Source organism: Caproicibacterium amylolyticum, from assembly GCF_014467055.1.
GTDB lineage: Bacteria > Bacillota > Clostridia > Oscillospirales > Acutalibacteraceae > Caproicibacterium > Caproicibacterium amylolyticum.
Genome location: NZ_CP060696.1, coordinates 967,739 through 983,939, shown reverse-complemented (window position 1 = coordinate 983,939; position 16,201 = coordinate 967,739). Strand labels below are relative to the sequence as shown.

Below are 16,201 nucleotides of genomic sequence, written 5' to 3'. Positions count from 1 at the left end.
GATGTTTGAAAATGCTATTCGCGACAACTTGACAGATTTTTATTCTGTCATCAATGGTCAACTTTCAACTTCCGGAGACAACATCGCACAAACCCCTGCATCATATTTTGGTGCAGATCGCTGGCATACGTTATTACAAGCGTGTACTGTTGCTATTGTTCCTTTGGCTTTTACAATTCTTGCATTTTGCCTGGCGATTGACTTACTTCAGGTATACGAAAAAAACGGAAGCAATCTTGATGCTGAACTGATTACAATTACCAGCATTAAGTATATCATCCCGTTTTTAATTATCTCCAATACTTATTCGTTGTTGGAAGCCTTCACAACAATAATTAACAGCTACCTCAAACAATTGATTGCAGCGTTACATTATACGCCCGCACAAACAAATTCCATTGTCGATTCCATAATGGCTTCTGTTAATCAAGCTGATTTTGGCCGTCAATTTGGATTGTGGGTACAAACAGGTACAATCTCCTTGATTTCACACATCATTGGAATCTTTATTTTTGTAATCGTCATTGGGCGACTGTTTGAAATGGCGTTGTTATGGGTGATTTCACCTGTTCCAATGGCCTTCTTGGTAAATACACAGGAACGGCAGCTGGCCTTCAACTTTTTCAAACAGTTTTTCGCTCTCCTTCTGCAAGGCTTTCTCATGATCATATGCCTATACCTGTATAGCATTGTGGCAACCAGAGCCGTAGCAAATTATGCAAGTGCGGGCAATGCGAGTCTCGCAGATTTCGGCACACAAATGGGTAGTTTCTGGGGATTGATAGGCTTATCTGTAGTACTGGTCGCTGCACTAAAATCTACTGACAAACTTTCCAAACGAATTCTGAACACATTTTAAGGAGGGTTTCAATTGATTGTACAAATTCCGGATGACATAAGTGCATATGAGCCAAAGCTCTTCGGCAACTTCACTGTGAGGCAAGTTGTATGTGCTGTAATTTCATTTATCGTTGTTGCGGCTGTCTTTATCCCATTGTTTTTGCTAACCGGTGACGTAACTTCTGCCGGATTTGCAGCATGTATGATTGGTGTTCCAATTATTTTTTTCAGTGTAATTAAAAAGGATGGACTGCATTTTGAACACATCCTACTACTAAAATTGCAAGATGCCAAATATGCTAAACACCGTCCTTTCCGTATGAGAAACTACTATGAGGATTTTGCAATTCTCAACAACGAAATAAAGGAGATTGAAGAAACTTATGACCTTGACAGCAAATAAAGCCCATAAAAAGAAGCCCTCTCTTCCCCCAGAGCATATCATCAACAAGCGAATTAGTAATGTGTATTTTCCGTGGAAAAAGCGTTCTACGGCACAGAGCAGCATTCCGTATGATGTTTTGTATGAAGATGGAATCGCATATTTGGGAAACCACCAATACAGCATCACATACAATTTTGATGATATTAACTACACGAATACCGATGATCAGACACGGACTGCTGCCTTTGAGGATTACTGCTACCTCATAAATTCCTTTGATGATACAATTGGTATTCAAATGCATATTGTCAATATGCAGCTTGCCCGGACTGCCGTAAATGTTCTTGTATCGTGTCCCCAAACTTCCAGCGCGCACTTGGAAACTGTTGTCAACGACTTGAACAATACAGCTAACCAGCGTCTTACTGGCTCTGATTCTTATATCAAAAAGAAATATATTACGTTGACAATTCTCGAAAATAGTTATGAGGCAGCCCAACAGCGGTTTAATAGAATTGATTCTGACATTTTATCACAGCTTCGCTCGATGGGATGTGCCACACACAAGCTTAACAAATATGGACGGTTGGTTCTGTTACGCGAATACTATCGTCCAGATGATCTCTCACCTATAAGTAGAGAAGAAACACTACGGAACGGCATATATGACAAAGATCTAATCGCACCCTTTGGCATTGATAAAGTTCCGGGAGACCGCTACATTAAACTCGGTGATGATTACGTTCAGTGCCTCTTCTTCTCAGCATTTCCGCATGACCTATCTGACGAATTGATTCACGATCTGACCGATAAAGTCGACCGCGATATGTTTATTACAATCAACATACAACCAACCGACCCGGATATTGCTATTAAAGATGTTGAAAAGAAATTAAAACGGCTCGATACCGAAAAATACAATATCATTGCACGCCAGTGCAAAGCGGGTATTCCAATACCTGAAATTCCTCGTGAGTTGGAAGGGGAAATTAAAAACACAACGCGCTTTTTGGAAGATCTTCGCACACGCAATGAAAAAATGTTTATGGCAAATGTTTTAATCATGGTTCGCGGTAAAACCAAAGATGAAGTTGACCTCATTGCCGAAGAAGTTATGTCTCCTGCCAAAAAACATGGCTGTACAATTCACCCATTTACATTTGACCATGAAAATGCCCTAAATTCTGTAGTCCCACTTGGCCGGAATGATACTTTTGTAAAACGAAGTTTTAAAACAACTTCCATCGCTGTATTTACTCCATTTAACGTAACAGAAATTGTACAACCTACTGGCTTTTGTTATGGTAAGAATGCTTTGTCTCACAACATTTTGATGCTGGACAGAAAGACACTGATGAATCCGCACGGGTTTTACTTTGGAGCTTCCGGTTCCGGCAAAAGCATGGGTGCAAAGCTTGAAATCATTGAGTGTTTTCTCCGTACACACGATGATATGATTATCATTGATCCAGACGGTGAATTTACAAAGGTTGTTGAACTGCTAGGCGGTCAGGTAATCAAAGTTTCAAATGGTTCACAAACCAATTTCAATCCTTTTGACATTAATGAGTATTACGGTGGTGAAGAAGAACCCGATCCAATTCCATTCAAATCAGATTTTATTATCTCATTGCTGGAAATCACTTTAAACTACCGTTATGGTATTGATGCCATAACCCGTTCCGTAATTGACCATTGCGTAAGAGAAATATACGCGAAATATATAAAACACCCATGCAAAGCAAATATTCCAACTTTTCAGGACTTCTATGAAGTGCTTGGAAATCAGGACAAGCCGGAAGCAAAAGCTCTCAAAGGTGCTTTGGAAATCTATGTAGAAGGCTCGCTTAATATTTTTGCCAAAAAAACAAACATAGATATCAACAACCGGTTAGTTTGCTTCAACACTCGTGATTTGGGTAAACAGCTCAAATTAATGGGTATGTCAATTATCCAGGACTGGTGTTGGAACCATATTTCTGAAAATCAGGCCAAATTAAAAACTACATGGTTGTGGAATGATGAAATTCATCACTCATTGCGCAATGCCAATACAGGTTCGTGGCTGATTGACAGCTGGAAGCGTGGCCGTAAGTATGGCTTAATTGCAACTGGTATGACCCAGGAAGTACGGGATGTCCTGAAAAATGAAGATTCAAAATCCCTTCTTTCCAATTCTGAATTCATTATGCTTTACAGGCAGAAACCTGATATGATTGAAGATTTGGCTCAGGTCATGGATCTCTCCGGACGCCAGGTGAAAAAGCTGCAGCACAGCGACAGCGGTTGTGGGCTGTTTAAAGCCGGAAACAGTATTGTTGAATTTGATAATCGTTACCCGGATGACACGGAATTGTTTAAGGTCGTTATGTCTGATGTAAACAAACGCCGTCGTGAAGGAACGTGATTTTATGCTCGATAAAGAGGTTGTTCAGTTCACGAAAAATGGAATGATTCAGCACGACTTGGCCACCGGAGAAAAAAAGCAGCTTACTGTGAGTGACTACGGAAAACAGTTGCGCTATGAAAACCACGAAAACACATATAAGCATCAATCAACCACTTTCACTCCTATCTCACATCAAAAACGATTTTATCTTCGTACCTCTACTCGGGGTGAAAAGCATTATGGTGACAGCAAAGATACCATAATGAACGGAAATCAGACAATCGCAGTTAGAAAGGCTGCCATACGTCCCTATTTATACAAACGTGCACAAAAGGCTCAAAAAGAAGCAGCGCAATCGCGTTCATCCAAGAACACACCATCATTTACGGATACATCGTCCCCTGAATATACAAACGGTACGCAGCAATACACAGAGCAGAAACAGGCCAGTGGCTATGATGTTGGCCAACATTTGCAAGCAGACAACCCATCAGTATACTTTGCTGATGTAACGTCTACATCAAAAATCCGTTCTGCAAAAGCAAGTGTGGCCGCACACATACTGAATAAAGCTTCGCAATCTGCAGAAGCAGCTGCAAAAGCTGCCTCTGCCAATTACAATGGAAGCAGTAATCCTGCACTGTATGCAGGCGCTACCGGATTGTCCGCCACTCAACAGGCAGCATCCATCATCACGTCTGTAAAACTCTCAAAAAGTCAAAAAGAAAGACTTGGCGCAGCGGCTCTGGCGCGAAGAAAAAAAGCATCCAATAGCAGTGTGGCACTTTCAGAAGAAACCGAACAGCAGGCTGCTTCCAGCGGAAAGACAGCATTGAAAGCGTTTGGCCGTGAAATAATTGCATCTTCATCAAAAAAAAGTGTACTTTCTATAATTTGTGTGATTATGCTGCCGCTTTTAGTATTGCTGATGATTTCATCTGCATTTGGCGCCTTATCAGGCAGCAATGCTTCTTCCGTTCCCCTCCCCGCCGCCGTTCAGAACTACCGTCCTATCGTTTCTGCCTATGCAGCTCAGTTTGGCATGACAGATTACGTTGACTTGATTCTCGCCGTAATGGCGCAGGAAAGTGGTGGTGAAGGGCTTGACCCGATGCAGGCCGCCGAAAACACAGCCTACAACAAAAAGTACCCGCCTGTTCAAAATGGCATACAAGACCCACAGTATTCGATATGGTGTGGCATACAGGAACTAAAAGAAGCGCTGCGTTTAGCTGGTTGTACTTCTCCTTACGATATGGAACATATAAAGTTGGCACTGCAGGCATACAATTACGGCACCGGCTTTATTATAGGTGCCACATCTCCCTCCTGGCCAGGCACACACGTCTGGACACAAGCACTGGCTGATGACTTTCATAACAGAGGTGGGGGCGGCGATCCGCAGTACATTGAACACGTCCTGCGCTACTATTCCGGTATTGGAGGAGGTCTCGGCTATGCCGATGTATCATTCCAGAATGTGAAAAAGGTTGGTGAAAGCCTGCTCGGCACGCCTTATGTGCTTGGCGGCAATTCGCCGGGTGTAGCAATGGACTGCTCCAGCTTTGTGTGTTACGTTTACACAAAGGCCGGAAAAAATATGCCGCGTACAACTGCACAAGGCATCTATGACCAATACTGCACACCTGTTTCCCCCAGCGAAGCCAAAGCTGGTGACCTGATTTTCTTCAAAAGCACTTACGACTGTGGCGAAACCATTACCCACGTTGGAATTTACTGCGGCAATGGTGTAATGCTGGAAGAAGGCGGCTCTCATGTACAATATGCAAACTGCAGTTCCAGCTACTGGCAGTCCCACTTCTATGCTTATGGGCGCGTAAAATAACAACAGAAAGGAATCTCATATGACAAATCAAAAGAAACGAACCATTTTAATCTGTGTCATTGCTGGCATTGTCTGCGCAACGGTTCTTGTATCCAGCATCATGAATAAAAAAGCCAAACCGGCAGCAACAACCGTATCCTCCCATGCAGCATCTGCTTCCTCCTCACTGAGCAGCGCTTATGCAGGAGGATTTTTTAATGCGCAATCCACCTCGGTCAGCAGTGCTGCATCTGATACTGACTACACTGCAACGCTATCAGCAGACGCGCAGAAAGTGCTGCACCTCCGCTATGACCTATCCGACACATCCGTATCGCCTGACGTTTTGAAGCAGTACCTGCGGGATTATATGACGGACGATGCATTGCAGCAAATGTTCAGCAATACCAGTTCTGAGCAGTCAAAAGCATCTGCTGCCCCAGTCAGCAGCGCTGCACCAATCAGTTCCGCACCTGCACAGCAGAAACCTGCAAGTTCAGCGCCTGCCAAAGCAGCCGTTTCCTCTGCTCCGAGCACATCAAGCAAACCTGCTACCAGTTCCGCGCCGGATGTAACCTACCGGCCAATTCAAGGTGCAGTCACTCCGCGCCTTGCTTCTTTTCAGCCGGTAACAAAGACTTATTCCTATGCCACTGTGAGCCGCCTGTACACCAAAGCGCTTCCGGACACACAGGAAAACGTACTAATTTACTACACCCTGTCCGTTGCCGGTGACAATATGCCGTCCAACACTTCCAATCGTGTTATGAGTTTGAACATGAAATACAGCAAGAGCGCTGGGCATTGGATAGTCACAAAAATGGAACTGGATGCAAAAGTGGACTTTTCCCTTGCTCCATTTCAGAAATAAGGTGCTTCTATGAAAAAGGAAAGACCGCCCCCAGCGGGAAGTCGGACAAATTGTCGTACCTACTTTAAGGAAGGAGTATGTTTCATGAACAGCAATATTGATCGCCTTGAACAATCCATTCAGGCAAAAATTAAGAAACGGGATGCTTTGACAGAACAAATCAAATCCGATGAAGCACGTCTTAAAAAAATGAAAAATGCTGAAATTGTCAACCAGGTCAATGCGCTTGCCGATGGTGGCGTTGATATGCCCAAAGTGATGGAGGCAATCCGCGAGAAAGACTTGGATGCACTACTCACACTGATTACCGAGAAAGGAGCTGCAAATGATTAGCCTTTTTGACCTTATTACAAAATCCGGCTATGAGATTCAGACTATTGGAAACGGTACATTCCCCTGCACATTTATGAAAAACGGCGACCCTACCGCAATTCTGATGCCGGATTTTTCTCTCCGCATGGTCAGCGGACTGGAACAAATAAAGCCGGAATTGGACAGCATGGTACAGTTTTCATTGGACAATCAGGGCATGGAAAGCCTTGGCGACGGTTTTAAGCTCTCACAGTATAAAAGTGTTTATCTGACAACTACATACGATATTGAAAATCACAGGCCGCTTTTCAACGTATATCGGTTAAACGGTGAATCAATGGATCTGTTGTTTTCCTCATCTGAACAGGAACAAGCGACAGCAGCATATGCACAACAGTCGGGACTTGTACAAGGCGATGTGTTGAAAGAACACCAACAGTCAAAAGAAAGTCGAATTCAAGACTTTCTGCGCCAGCTGCAAACGCACGGCTTTCATGTACAGCGTTCACAAGAAAAAGAACACCGATACGAAATTACCGATAAGAATGGAAAAAGTGTTGGCTTTATCGGATCTGACAACCGTGCGGTCATTACATCTGACGATGCACATGTCCGGCAGCGCCTGTCTGGACTGTATCAGAAAGCAGCTGCACCGGAGGTTGCCGCAGAACCGCAGCGCCTTTCCCATTGGCGACAGTTGCTGCAGAATATCGGTTACTCTGTACGCACGTTTTTCAGCCGTACCGGCGAACAGATAGACATCCAGGATGCACAGCACCACGCTGTTGCATCCATTGGAGAAAATCAGGATATTCACTTTACCGAGCAGGCTACCACCGGTGACCGTCAACATCTTTCACAGGTGCAAGAACAATTCCGTTCTGCATTTCAGACTGAAGTGCAGCGTTCCGCAGAAACACAGCAGGTGGAGCAGCCAACAGTGCAGCAGGTAGTCCAACAGTCTGAACAAACAGTTGAAAGAGTGCAGGAAAACCAGCAGGACATCACTGCTGAACGCGAAGTTGAAGAAACACAGGAAGCTCGGCAGATACAACAAACAACAGTTGAAGAACCGGTGGCTGAAATTTCTGCCGCAGATGCAGTTGTTTTGACTGCTGCCGAAGCGCAGACTTTAGCCGCAATGCTGTACGAAAACCGTGATGTGCTTGAAAATTTGGATACCGGACTGGTTGAAAAGCTGAGTCAGCAGGAAGCTGCACAGCCGCAGGAATCCAAGCTGCCAGAAAAGCAGCAGTCTGCACCCCAGCAGCTTACACCGCAACAGCCTGTACAAGCTGCTGCACAACCACAGGCACGGCAATTAACTGCGCAAGAGCAGCAAATACAAGCAGATTTCCAGAAAGCGTACACACTGCTGCAAACAATGGCCGGTTTTGAATCGCCTCAATCGGCCAGTCTGACACAAACCATGATTGAGAACTACGGCACTGCGTCCCCGCAGGAATTCCAGCAGAAGCTGGTACACGGTGACTATGCAAAGCAACCTTCGCTTGACCAGCAGTTGCACTCTGCAAAACGGGAAGCACAGCAGATAAACAACAGCCGCAATCAACCACAGCAAGTACAATCACAGGAAAGGGGCGTTTAACGATGGACCAGATTGCTGTTTATCTTGAAAAGTTAGGATACGAAGTAGAAGACCAGGGCAAAATCAAGCGTTTTCTGCTTGTACTCAAAGATGGCTTGCCGATTGGTTTTATTTTGCAAGATTTCACGGTCAAAATGATTTCCGGTGAAGATACACAGAAATACGATATGCTCCAGCGAATTGTTTCCTTTGTCCGCACAAATCAGCATTTGCAGACTGCTGGTCAGGGAAACGCAGAATACATTGTTATTACCTATCGCGGTAATCAGCTTACTACATTCTTTGACCTAAAAACCGGTCAGGAACGCTACGCAGTGTATATCATAAACGATTCAGGCGAAGTATCCAGTACCATACCGACTTTTGATACATACGACGCTGCCATCCGTGAATTCATTTCACAGACTAGCATGATTGACTTAAAAGCCGCTGCTGCAAAAGAACCCCTTCATATCCGTTGGCGGCGGCAGCTGGTCAAACATCTTATGAAAGGGATGTAAAGCGCTTCTTTTATGCCCAGGTGCGACAATTTGTCGTACCTGAATTTACTGAAAGGTGGTATCAAGTAGAAATTTGCAAAGATTTTTACAAAAAATCATTCCATTCATTTTAGTGGGAAGCATTTTCTCATTATCTCTCCCCTGTTTCGCGGCATCAGCCGTCACAGCTCCATACGAACCACAAGCAAGCGGTATCGACCCCGGCTTTGTGCAGGAGCAGTACAATTATGCTGCTACCGCACAGTCTGCGCCAGCGCTTCGAAAAAGTGCCGGTGCGCTGCCAGTAAAGTACAGCCTTGCGGATAACCGTATGGATGGACAAATCAAAGACCAGGGCGCTGTTCCATCCTGCTGGGCATTTGCAACAACTTCCGGGTTGGAAACAAATGTCCTGCGTCAGACAGGTGGGCAGCAGCGACAAACCTATTCTGCTCGGCACCTTGCCTGGTTCGGTATGAACCTGGATGCACGCGGGAATGGCTGTTATTTGCCGGGTTCATCCGGCCTGCAGGCAGGAACGCTCAATAAAGGTATCAATGCCTTTTCCAGTTGGAACGGTGCCTGCACGGATGCAAAGTTCCAACTCACGGATGAAAGCTATGCGATTGCGGAGCGGGAGCGGCAGGATTCCGACATTCATTTACAGAATGCAGACATCCTGCCCGCACCGCTGCAGTCGGACGGTACGCTGAATCAAGACGCAGTGCAGGCAATCAAAGAAAAAATCATGCAGACCAGTGCGGTCGGTGTGGAACTATGCAGTGCATTTCAAGGAAACCGCCAGTATCTCAATGTAAAACGGCCTGTTACACACGCTGTTACCATTGTCGGCTGGGATGACAATTACAACAAAAATGCTTTTCCGACGCAGGCACCCGGTGATGGTGCTTGGCTCATTCACAACAGTTGGGGAACATCCTTTGGCAGCGACGGATATGGCTATGTGTCGTATTATGACGCGTCCCTTATCTGCTACACAAGTTATGCCGCGGATCTTCCGAATCCCCAGGGGCAGTACAAGTATGATAATCTTTATCAGTATGACGCGCTCGGTCTGGATGATGTATCAGATTACAAACCACTAAGTTCTCCAACCACCGTCGCCAATGTTTTTACAGCCCACAGTGCAGAGTCACTGCGGGCTGTTTCTGTAACGTCTGCTCGACCGAACTCCACCGTTACGGTTGATGTTCTGCTGCTGGATAATGGCAGTGACTTGGGAAATGGCAAACTTGTTTTTACCCAGCAGGTGAAACTGCCGTTTGGCGGCTTTCATACGGTTGATTTAGACAAACCAATTCTGCTTTCTGCCGGGCAGCGGTTCGCAGTCCGCGAAACAATTCGGGAGCCGAATGGTGAGTATTTTCTTCCCGTTGAGATTACAGGGCTGTACCAAAATGGGCAGCTGCAGGAACTTGCATCCCACTTCGTTTACAGGGAACACGTTCCGGCCGGTGTCAGCTTTGCACAAATCAATGGCCGGTGGTTTGACCTCAGCAAAGCAAAGGCGGGCGATTATCCATTTGAAACAACGCTGCCGGGCGCGGCCACAATTAAGGCTTACACTGTGTCAAATGTACGCCCTGCCTGTTCTGTAAACGGCAATATTTCCTTTAGCCCAACGCAGATAAAGCAGTTTACTGTAACAAGCATTGCCGCACCATCTGTGCACACCACAAATGACGCGGCGGCCAAGACTGCTCTCCTTGTACCGTGGAACTCAAAAACGAAGCAGTCTGTTTGGCAGATAAGTGGGTTAGGCGCATCCGGTACGGTCGGCACCTATGCAGACATCAGCGGCACCACGCACCATCTGTTCGACGCTGTACTGGCTAGTTCGCCGGTCGAATCCGACACCACCGCTGACCTGCAAAAACGTGTTGGACAATCCTATGTCACGCGGCTGTACGCGCCGCGCGGCGCAAAAATCAACTTCTACGGTGGCACAGGCGGCATAATCGGCACAAAGCTAGTTTCCGTGTCACCAATGGGCGGCGGTGCATTTTACTATTACAAAACAACTGCAATAAAAACCGGCAGCGTTGGCATTTACGCAACTGTAAATGACAGCGCTTTTTTACTGTACAAGGAGCTGATTTCATGAAAAAAGGCAAGCACCGTGCCATTTTGATTGCGCTTGGGTTGGTAGTCGCCCTGTGCGCCGGATATCTGCTAAACGTATTTGTTGCACAGCCTGCGCAGGTTGCAGCTGACGTACAGGAACTGAAAAGTATCAAGGCGGAACCAGTTTCGGTCAGCAGTTCCGCATCTGCAGCAATCAAAAAGGAAGACCAGGCATCATCGTTCCAACGTATTCAGGCGGTGAACGCAGATATTAAAGGCTGGCTGACCGTACCCGGCACCAACATTGATTACCCGGTGCTGCAGAGCAGCAAAACCGAGCCGGATTATTATCTGCACCGCAGCTATAAAAAGCGGTATGCGGAAGCGGGTAGCATTTATCTGCAGTATGACTGCAGCCCCGAAACGTCACGGAACACCGTGGTGTATGGGCATCACATGCTGTACGACGCTATGCTCACAGAACTCACCAAATACAACTATTATTCATTCTGGAAAGCACATCAAACATTTTTGTACGAAAATGCTTCCGGCAAATGCAGTTGTGAGATCTTCGCAGTGCTGCATGTTTCGCCTGACAGCTTTTCTTTTAACCGGACGCAGTTTGCAGACGATGCGGACTTTGCCCGGTTTTTGTCTGCCCTGCAGGGCAAGGCAATCTACAACACGGGGGTGACCGTCACAGAAAAAGACAAAATCATGATGCTCGTTACCTGCTCGTATGAGCAGAGAAACGGGCGGACAATCGTAATCGGAAAACAACAAAATTCGAACGGAGGTTTAATTTCATGAAAAAGAAAATCTGGCAGCGTGTCGCGGCAATATCCATGTCGGCACTGATAGCTGCCAGCAGCATCCCACTGTCCGGCAGCGCTGCATATGCTGCCGACAGAGTTAAAAATCTTACGATTTCTGACAGTGGCAATGACATTATCATTAACAGCGATGGTAATTATCATATTTCCGGCACCACTACAAAACACAGTATTATTGTAAACGACGATGTGGCGGCTTCTATTACACTTGATAATGTGACTATAGATGCCACAGGTATTAGTAGTAATCCCTTACAGATTGGTAAACAAGCTACTGTTACGTTGATTCTTTCTGGGTCAAGTGTATTGAAAGGCTCTGGTGCGTATGAAGCTTTAGAACTTAAAGAAGAGTCTAATACTATCATTACCAGTATAAATGGTGACGGTAGCACAGTAGGAAATTTGAAATGTCAAACACAAACTGGGGCGGGCGGTACAGGTATAGGCATTTGTAGTCGAAACACATATTCTGACCTTACAATTAAAGGTGGTACTGTAGTTAGTTCTGGAATTCAGATGGGTGCATATTCTTCCGGAATGGCTGCAAATAAAGGAACAATAAATATTTATGGTGGTGTATTGCAGTCGTCGTCCGCATGCACAAATATGGACGGAATACTTGCAAACACTGTTAATATAACTGGTGGTACCGCAACGGTAGGTACAGCAAGTGAGTTGAGTTCCACCTTTGTTAATGCTATCAAATGTGAGAATTTTAACATGGCAAATGGCACACTTAATGTATCAAGTGGTAGCTACTCAGGAGTGCCAGATAGAACCCTTGCGAATTGCATTTCAACGACTAATTTTTCTTTAGCCGGTGGAGTTTTGTCAGCAAAGCCTACACAGGGCGACGGCATTGCAATTGGAAATTCCGGCAGAATCAGTGGTGGTACTCTGACAATAGCTGATCCTTGCGGTGGCAACAGTGGCTATAATTTATGGTTTCCTTGCGGAATAACCGTTCCGAGTTCAAGTTCTGGCCTTGTAATTGATGGTGGCACAATTAATTTGACAATTTCTCAGGGTACCGGAATTGCTGTACCTAACGGAAGTACACTAACTATCAACAATGGTACCGTTATATCAAAAAGTGCTACAGGTATCGGCGGTAAACAGTCGGTTAGTTCTTTTTATCCAGGTGGTGGCTGCGGGAAAGTTATAATAAATGGCGGCAACGTTACTGCGACTGGTGCTACAGGCATTGGCGGCGGAAATGGGCTTGGCTTTTATAATGGTTCTGGTAGCTGCGGCGGAAATGGTGGAAACATTACCATTACAGGTGGTACAGTTCATGCGTCAGGCACAATCGGAGCTGGAATCGGCGGCGGTGCTCCTGGTGTAAGTTGGGGTGGCAACGGAAGTAGTGGCAGTGGCGGTACAATTGGAACAGTCAATATCACAGGTGGTACTGTTGTGACATCCAGTAATGAGGGCGCTTCAATCGGTTCTGGACGAAGCGGAAACTCCGCATCTGGCAAAGCACTTTCTGTATCTGGAAATACCGTTGTTATTATGAATGATAGTAAGAATGCAGACAGACTGCGTGCTATTCTAGCTGATAATCCCAAAGGCATTATTTTTCAAAATGGTTCCGGGCTTGTATATGGCACACCAACGATTGTACAGGATACTGAATTTCCTGCCAATAACACGCTGACCGTTGAAAAAGGCAAAGAATTCAAAGTTGCACAGGGCGTCAAGCTGACAACTTCTGCAATGATAAATATTTACGGCAAGATTCTCAACAACGGTACGATTCGCAACAAAGGCCAGATTGGCACGGTCGGCAGTGGTACGATTGACAATCTTTCCAACAGCAACGGCACAACCGGTATTGTTCAGTACGCTGTCATTCTTCACCGCAATGATGGCAGCAGTGATGACTTGGTAAAAGAGGACTGCTGGGTAACACCAGGAAAGCCGTACAGTGCTTCTCTGCCGGAACTTACCCGCCCCAATTATGTTCTTGTCGGCTGGAAAGACGACAGCGGCAATGCAATGGATGCAGATGAAATTGCAGACGGCTGGAATCCGGTTACTTTATATGCCCAGTGGGCGCAGGTCGGCAAAATCAGGGCAAAAGTTACTGACAGCGACACCGGCCAGCCGGTTTCCGGTGTGGTCGTTGTTGCAAAGGATTCCACTGGTAACGAAGACGCACGGGCTACAACTGGTTCTGACGGCACTGTTTTACTGCCAAACTTGAAACCCGGCACCTATTCCGCACAGGTTATTACCCCGGCAACCGGCTATTCAGCTTCTGCAGCACAGACCGGTATTGCTGTTGAAATTGGCAAAACCAGTAGTGTTGCATTTACCGCACGGCCATTTAAGGGCAGCGCAGCGATTACACATCTGGACACCAAGCGCAACAAGCTGATTGCAATTGCACCGATTTCTGTCACTGACAGAAACGGCAAGGTTGTGTACACCGGCAGCTCTACCAGCACTTCTTTGACTGTGCCGAGTCTGCGTGTTCCTGACGCTCCGTTTACCGTCAAAGAAACGGCTGCTCTTGCAAACTATCGTACCGATGCAGCAGCATACACCGCTAATCTGACAGCTGACGGCCAGACCGCAAATGTAGAAATGCACAGCATCCCCATGATGGGCGATATTACATATACCGCTACTGACAAGGACGGCAAGCCCATTGTCGGTGCAACTGTTAATTTAGTTGATAAGGACGGAAATGTCGTTGCCACAGGCACCACAGATTCCAACGGCAAAATTACATTTAAAGATGTTTTCACCGGCGACTATACCGTGCAGCTCCCCGGTTATGAAAACGGCAATGTGGCCGTGACTGTGAAAGACCAGCAGAATACTGCTCCGGCTCCGGTCAAGGCGGCAATGCTTGTCGGTACACTGGAAATCACGCATGTTGATGCGCAGTCCAACAAAGCGCTGCCGGTTGCCAAGGTGCAGCTCAAAGACAAATCCGGCAAGGTGGTTTATAGCGGCGCACCTGCAGATAACGGCACGTCCCTGACAATTCCGAACCTGACCGGCCCGGCCAGCCCCTACACGCTGACCGAAGAAACACCAATTACTAATTATCACGCAAATACAACACAGTATCCGGTTTCTATTACCACGCAGGGACAGGCAGTGAAAGTTGTCATGAAGTCCAGCCAGTATGCAGGTGATGTTACCTTGCACATCACTGACCCGACAACCGGCAAGTCTGCCGCTGACGTCAAGGTGAACCTGATCGACAAGGACGATAACATTGCTGCCACCGGCAAGACGGATAAAGACGGCAACGTGACGTTTACCAACGTTCCAATCGGCACATACACCTATGCGGTCGATGACCCGCGCTTCAAGTTAGACGGCGACAAGACAAAATCCGTTACGGTCACAGACGGCAGCAAACAGACTGCATCCATTCCTGTTATTTCTCTCGGCAATGTTACGCTGCACATTACCGATCCGTCTACCGGCAAGCCTGCTTCCGGCGTCACGGTCAATCTGATTGACAAGGACAGAAAAGTAGTTGCCACCGGAAAAACAGATGAAAATGGCAATGTGACTTTTAGCGGCATCCCTGCGGGCGATTATACCTACAAAGTAGATGACCCGCGCTTTGTTAGCATTACCGGCAAAGTCACGATTGGCACCGGCAACACTGCCGGAACGATTGATATTGAGGTAAAGCATCCCGCATCCAGCCCCACCGTAAGCAAAACTGGGAGTGCCAACATCACCGCCACAGACAACAGCGGGAAGCCGCTTGCAAATGTGCCGGTTATCATTAAGGACAGTACCGGTAAGACCGTCGGCACTGGCACAACAGACAGCGACGGTAAGGTTACAGTCCCCAATCTGCCGGACGGCACTTACACCATTTCTTCCGGTGATTCCAGTGTTATGCTGGAGGGCAGCATTACCATTACAAACGGTCAGACAACCAGCGTTACGCTCAAAGGCTCCCGCGTGCCGACTGGTAATGCAAAGCTGCTGGTTGTGGATACCCATCAACAGCCGTTAAAAAATTTCACTCTACTCGTAATGCGTGTTGATTCTCCCGCTGCAAATAGTTCTATGATCCCATTACGCAAATCCGGCACGATAGTCAACAGCGTTTCTTCTGAAAATAACCAGGTTGTAGCCGAAGTAACCACAGATGCAAACGGCTATGTCATTTTGCCGCAGTTGGATGCTGGTCAATATATCCTAATTGCGAAGGATTCCTCGGAATATAAGGTGGACTCTTCCCTTGCAATCGTGCCAAGTACAACTGTTTCTGCAACGGTCACAGCTACACCGATCAGCACCAGCAGTTCGAAGCAACCTGCAGCTTCTGCTTCTACTGTAAGCGGCAGCGGTACAAAAGCACCTGCCGCCAGCAATAATAACCAGCCAACAGCAGAAACACCTGTGGAAAGTTCTGCATCGGTTCCCAGTGATTACACAGTACCTAAGACCGGCCAGAGCGGCATCATTCCCGCGATTGTACTTGTTCTGATGGCAGTCTGCGGCACTGCTGGTGTTCTGTTCAGCCGCAAAAAGAGCAAATAAGGGTTCCCCACTTTTTTATAGGAGATGGTTCCAATGGACTAATTTA

Annotated in this window: 11 protein-coding genes; all 11 read left to right on the top strand. The window is 46.5% G+C overall.

What is annotated here, in order from left to right; genetic code table 11:
- Position 1 precedes the first annotated feature (1 nt).
- The 11 genes from H6X83_RS04495 (at position 2) to H6X83_RS04445 (ending at position 16,155) form a co-directional block, all read left to right on the top strand.
- Positions 2-859 carry a VirB6/TrbL-like conjugal transfer protein, CD1112 family gene (locus H6X83_RS04495; protein WP_212507961.1) on the top strand — a complete coding sequence of 286 codons (858 nt, stop codon included), beginning with the start codon at positions 2-4 and terminating at the stop codon, positions 857-859.
- Between the two features lie 12 nt (positions 860-871).
- A complete protein-coding gene (locus H6X83_RS04490; RefSeq protein ID WP_212507960.1) occupies positions 872-1,243 on the top strand; it encodes a PrgI family protein in 372 nt (123 codons plus the stop codon).
- Positions 1,224-3,632 (top strand): VirB4-like conjugal transfer ATPase, CD1110 family, encoded by a 2,409-nt coding sequence (locus tag H6X83_RS04485; RefSeq protein ID WP_212507959.1) that lies wholly within the window; start codon positions 1,224-1,226, stop codon positions 3,630-3,632. The genes H6X83_RS04490 and H6X83_RS04485 overlap by 20 nt, the downstream gene beginning before the upstream one ends.
- A gap of 4 nt (positions 3,633-3,636) precedes the next feature.
- Positions 3,637-5,460 carry a bifunctional lytic transglycosylase/C40 family peptidase gene (locus H6X83_RS04480; RefSeq protein ID WP_212507958.1) on the top strand — a complete coding sequence of 608 codons (1,824 nt, stop codon included), beginning with the start codon at positions 3,637-3,639 and terminating at the stop codon, positions 5,458-5,460.
- Positions 5,461-5,479: 19 nt separating this feature from the next.
- On the top strand, positions 5,480-6,310 hold the full coding sequence (locus H6X83_RS04475; protein WP_212507957.1) for a hypothetical protein: 831 nt from the start codon (positions 5,480-5,482) through the stop codon (positions 6,308-6,310).
- Positions 6,311-6,394: 84 nt separating this feature from the next.
- Complete coding sequence (locus tag H6X83_RS04470) at positions 6,395-6,643, top strand: hypothetical protein (protein WP_212507956.1); 249 nt, start codon at positions 6,395-6,397, stop codon at positions 6,641-6,643.
- On the top strand, positions 6,636-8,231 hold the full coding sequence (locus H6X83_RS04465) for a hypothetical protein (RefSeq protein WP_212507955.1): 1,596 nt from the start codon (positions 6,636-6,638) through the stop codon (positions 8,229-8,231). Before H6X83_RS04470 ends, H6X83_RS04465 begins: the two co-directional genes overlap by 8 nt.
- Before the next feature lie 2 nt (positions 8,232-8,233).
- The gene (locus H6X83_RS04460) at positions 8,234-8,731 is read left to right on the top strand and encodes a hypothetical protein (RefSeq protein WP_212507954.1); all 498 of its coding nucleotides are present in this window, start codon (positions 8,234-8,236) and stop codon (positions 8,729-8,731) included.
- A 73-nt stretch (positions 8,732-8,804) separates the two neighbouring features.
- On the top strand, positions 8,805-10,835 hold the full coding sequence (locus tag H6X83_RS04455; RefSeq protein WP_212507953.1) for a lectin like domain-containing protein: 2,031 nt from the start codon (positions 8,805-8,807) through the stop codon (positions 10,833-10,835).
- Positions 10,832-11,605, top strand: coding sequence for a class B sortase (gene srtB / locus H6X83_RS04450; protein ID WP_212507952.1), 774 nt, complete (start codon positions 10,832-10,834; stop codon positions 11,603-11,605). The genes H6X83_RS04455 and srtB overlap by 4 nt, the downstream gene beginning before the upstream one ends.
- Positions 11,602-16,155: a SpaA isopeptide-forming pilin-related protein gene (locus H6X83_RS04445; RefSeq protein ID WP_212507951.1), complete on the top strand. Its 4,554-nt coding sequence runs from the start codon at positions 11,602-11,604 to the stop codon at positions 16,153-16,155. The genes srtB and H6X83_RS04445 overlap by 4 nt, the downstream gene beginning before the upstream one ends.
- Positions 16,156-16,201 lie beyond the last annotated feature (46 nt).